Origin of the sequence: Pedobacter sp. (assembly GCF_045628745.1) — a bacterium.
Lineage (GTDB): Bacteria > Bacteroidota > Bacteroidia > Sphingobacteriales > Sphingobacteriaceae > Pedobacter.
Genome location: NZ_JAZQPU010000032.1, coordinates 1 through 3,671, shown reverse-complemented (window position 1 = coordinate 3,671; position 3,671 = coordinate 1). Strand labels below are relative to the sequence as shown.

The window sequence follows — 3,671 nt, the reverse complement described above, 5'->3', positions numbered from 1 at the left end:
AAACTGGATTTTTTGTTGTTGAAGCAGCATCTTAAAAGCAGTAATAATACACCTTTAAAATACAAAAAAAGGAGCAGAAAAACTAGTCTTCTACTCCTTTTATCCCTTTTAAATTAAGGGACTTTTTCAGTGCCCTCATTTCTTTTAAAGAGGCTTTAATGTTTTATGAGCAATGGTGGCTTAGCGAATCAATTTAAAGCTTTTCGATATTTAACTTCTCCGCAAGCTCATTTAAGTCATTTACCACGGCATCAATTAAAGGAATACCGCTGATTTTGCGTTCTTTTTCAAATTCATATTCTGGCTCTCCAGGAATGATCACTTTCTTGTCAGGATCTATAGTGGCTGCATTTTTAAACCTTTCTATCCAATTGTCGAGGTGGTTTTTAAAATCCTCCTTCGGGCGAAAGCCGTCAACACGCATGGCGCCAAAAAAATGGCCTATGCCTTCACCCACAGGATTTGCAGAAGGTTCTAAGAAAGCTACAAAAGGAGGTACCCATGGGCCATAATTTGCGCCAGAAAGTACAGCAGATAAAATATCTACAGTAGCACTCAGGCCATAACCTTTGTGACTGCCATGGTCTTTATCACTTCCCAAAGGTAAAAGAGAACCTCCAGCTTTTAATTCATTAGGGTTGGTGGTCGCATGTCCGTTTTTATCTTGTGCCCATCCTTCTGGAATAGGTTGATTGGCACGTTGTGCAATTTCCAATTTGCCATTTGCTGCGGCAGCCGTAGCCATATCAACAATTAAAGGAGGGTATTTGCCAGCGGGAAAAGCGTAACACATCGGGTTTGTACCCAATAAACGTTCGCTAGCATAAGTTGGTGCCACCAAAGGACTTGCATTGGTCATGCTAATGCCAATCATATCTTGTTCTACAGCAAGCAGGGCATGATAGCCTGCAATACCAAAGTGGTTAGAGTTTTTAACGGCTATCCATCCGCTGCCATAAATGGCTGCTTTTTCCATAGCCAGTTTCATGGCAAAAGGAGCAACCACTAAACCTAAACCACCATCACCATCTACTGTGGCTGTGGTTGCCGTTTCGTGTACTACTTTAATATTCGGAGTTGCATTGATTCTTTTCTTTTCCCAAAGGCGCACATAGCCCGTTAGGCGGGCCACACCATGAGAATCTATCCCTCTCAAGTCAGATTTTAATAAAACATCCGCGGCAAGGCTTGCATCAGCAGCCGGGCAGCCCATAGTTAAAAATACACGCTCTGTAAAAGCACGCAGTTTAGTTTCAGTAAAAGTATGGAAAATCATAAGGTAGTATTAGGCATAAAGAATGGTGAAATCATGTGTTAAAGGATGAAAACTCTCCAGTAGCGCATTAATGAAATCATCACCGTAAAGAATATACATAGGGGCGATGTTGATCACTCTTTCCTGTAACACACCGGTAGGAAAAAGCCTGTTTTTTAATCCGTCAATTTGGTTGAGGGAAGTTACATGTTTGCGTTTTTCGGCGCGCAGCATTTTCTTCTCTAAACCATAGATGAGTTTCATGGCCTTAGTTTTTGCTGCATCGGCCGACTGGGAGAGTGTCTTGTCAATTTTATAAGCATCTAGTTTAATATGATCAAACAAGGCTGTGATGGCCCTGCGTTCATCTTCTAAACACAATTCTAAATTGACATGTGCTTTGATCCATTCATTTTTGAGCGCTACAGACTCATGGAAAATACTTTTGTGATTGATCCCTAAAATATGCATCTTCCGCGCACTCTGCTGGTCTATGACCATCGCAGAATTACGGAGCAATAAAACAGGGTAGGGTATATTATAAAAGTCGAAATTGCTTTTCAGTTGCAGCCAATAGGTAACTTCTGCGCCACCTCCAATATAAGCAAGGTTAGGAAGAATGACCTCTTGGTAGAGGGGCCGCATGACCACATTAGGACTAAAACGCTCGGGAAAATCGTTAATTTCCTGCTGTAAACTTTCTTTGGTAAAACTTATGGTGCTGTTGTTGACCAGGAATTGCCCGTTGACTTCCACTAGGCGTTCCCGCAATTGATCGGTCATGTAAAAGAAATTGATTTCCCTGGGGTTCACCTGTGTTTTATAACCTTCCGCTTCCAGCGCTGCATTGGCGGCACTTATATTGCTAAAGCTATGCTGTTCCGTAATGTCTTTAAATACAATAGGTGCGAATTCTCTTTTGAGGGTAGGCTCATCGGCATCCAGGCAAATCAGCCCTTGATTGCCAAAAAGCCCGTTGACCAATGCTCTTGTTGCTGCAGCAAGGGTATCATGACCAGCATAAGCCTCTTCTACAAGCCCGGCTAATTTCTGGCCATTTTCGCTGATGCCAAGGTAGCCCTTGTAAGCGCTGAGTACATCATGAAAATCTTTGGTACTTAACCTGCCCGTTGCGCCGGCAGCCTTTTTATCCCAGGTCAGCATTTTATCCTCTACCTTTACATGGTTAATTTCTTCGAAATCATGGTCCTCGGTAGCCATCCAATAAAGGGGCACAAAATTATAAGCAGGGTAGGCCTGTTTCAATTCCTTAGCCAGGTTAATGGCCGTTACAATTTTATAAATGAAATATAAAGGACCGGTAAAGATATTGAGCTGGTGACCGGTGGTGATGGTAAAGGTATTCTCCTGAGCAAGCAGCTCTATATTTTCCTTCAGCAAAGCAGAAGTGGATACTCCTGCATATTGTTTTTGAAGTACTTCAGCCAGTAAAGTTCTGTTAACAGTCCTGTTTTGTTGTTCTATAGCGGCCTTGAAGCCAGCTAGATCAGGTCTGTGCGCATAAAATGGCTGAAGTACTTTTTTTCCCTCTAAGTAATCTAATACAATAGTAGAAAAAGAATGGGTTTCCTTGTAAGGTATATATTTAGCAAGCATCGGTACGAATTTAAGTTATTAAACTTTAATTCACAGCGTGCATTCTTTATTTTACAATCTGACCATACAGATCAAAATCTTCTGCCCTGTCAATTTTGACATTCACAAAGCTTCCATTGGCCGCATAACCTGTTGCTGCATCAATTAAAACTTCATTATCAACTTCAGGAGAGTCATATTGTGTTCTGCCGATAAAGAAATCACCTTCTTTTCTATCCACCAAAACTTTAAAAGTCTGGCCGATTTTTTCCTGGTTAATTTCATAAGAAATGCCTTGCTGTAATTCCATAATGGCATCTACACGTTCTTGTTTCACTTCATCAGGCACATCATCCACTAACTGGTGCGCATGAGTTTTTTCCTCATGAGAGTAAGTAAAACAACCTAACCTGTCGAAACGTGTATCCTCAACCCAACTCAACATTTCTTCAAAGTCTTGTTCAGTTTCACCGGGGTAACCACAAATTAAAGTAGTACGCATGGCTATTCCCGGAACTTTATCTCTGATTTGGTTAACGATATCGATAGTTTTTTGTTTAGTGATACCACGACGCATAGACTTCAGCATGTTATCTGTAATATGCTGTAAAGGCATATCCAGGTATTTACAGATGTTTTCACGTTCGTTCATGGCATCCAGAATTTCCATTGGGAAACCAGAAGGGTAGGCATATTGCAACCTGATCCATTCAATACCGTTCACATCAGAAAGTCTTCTTAACAATTCATCAAGGTTACGCTTTCCGTAAATGTCTAATCCGTAGTAAGTAAGATCCTGAGCAATTAAAATTAATTCTTT

At 41.0% G+C, this 3,671-nt stretch carries 3 protein-coding genes; all 3 read right to left on the bottom strand.

Annotated elements, in window-relative coordinates; all coding sequences use genetic code 11:
• Nucleotides 1-193: 193 nt before the first annotated feature.
• A complete protein-coding gene (locus ACR2F7_RS01420) occupies nt 194-1,276 on the bottom strand; it encodes an Ldh family oxidoreductase (RefSeq protein WP_432711828.1) in 1,083 nt (360 codons plus the stop codon).
• A gap of 9 nt (nt 1,277-1,285) precedes the next feature.
• Nucleotides 1,286-2,872 carry a bacillithiol biosynthesis cysteine-adding enzyme BshC gene (gene bshC / locus ACR2F7_RS01415; protein ID WP_432711827.1) on the bottom strand — a complete coding sequence of 529 codons (1,587 nt, stop codon included), beginning with the start codon at nt 2,870-2,872 and terminating at the stop codon, nt 1,286-1,288.
• 46 nt (nt 2,873-2,918) lie between these two features.
• Nucleotides 2,919-3,671: radical SAM protein (locus tag ACR2F7_RS01410; RefSeq protein ID WP_432711826.1), on the bottom strand; the 753-nt coding region annotated here is incomplete at its 5' end.

What these genes read in the sequence shown, in the direction of transcription:
- ACR2F7_RS01420 (WP_432711828.1), bottom strand. Translation starts at nt 1,276, where the DNA reads ATGATTTTCCATACTTTTACTGAAACTAAACTGCGTGCTTTTACAGAG.
- bshC (WP_432711827.1), bottom strand. Translation starts at nt 2,872, where the DNA reads ATGCTTGCTAAATATATACCTTACAAGGAAACCCATTCTTTTTCTACT.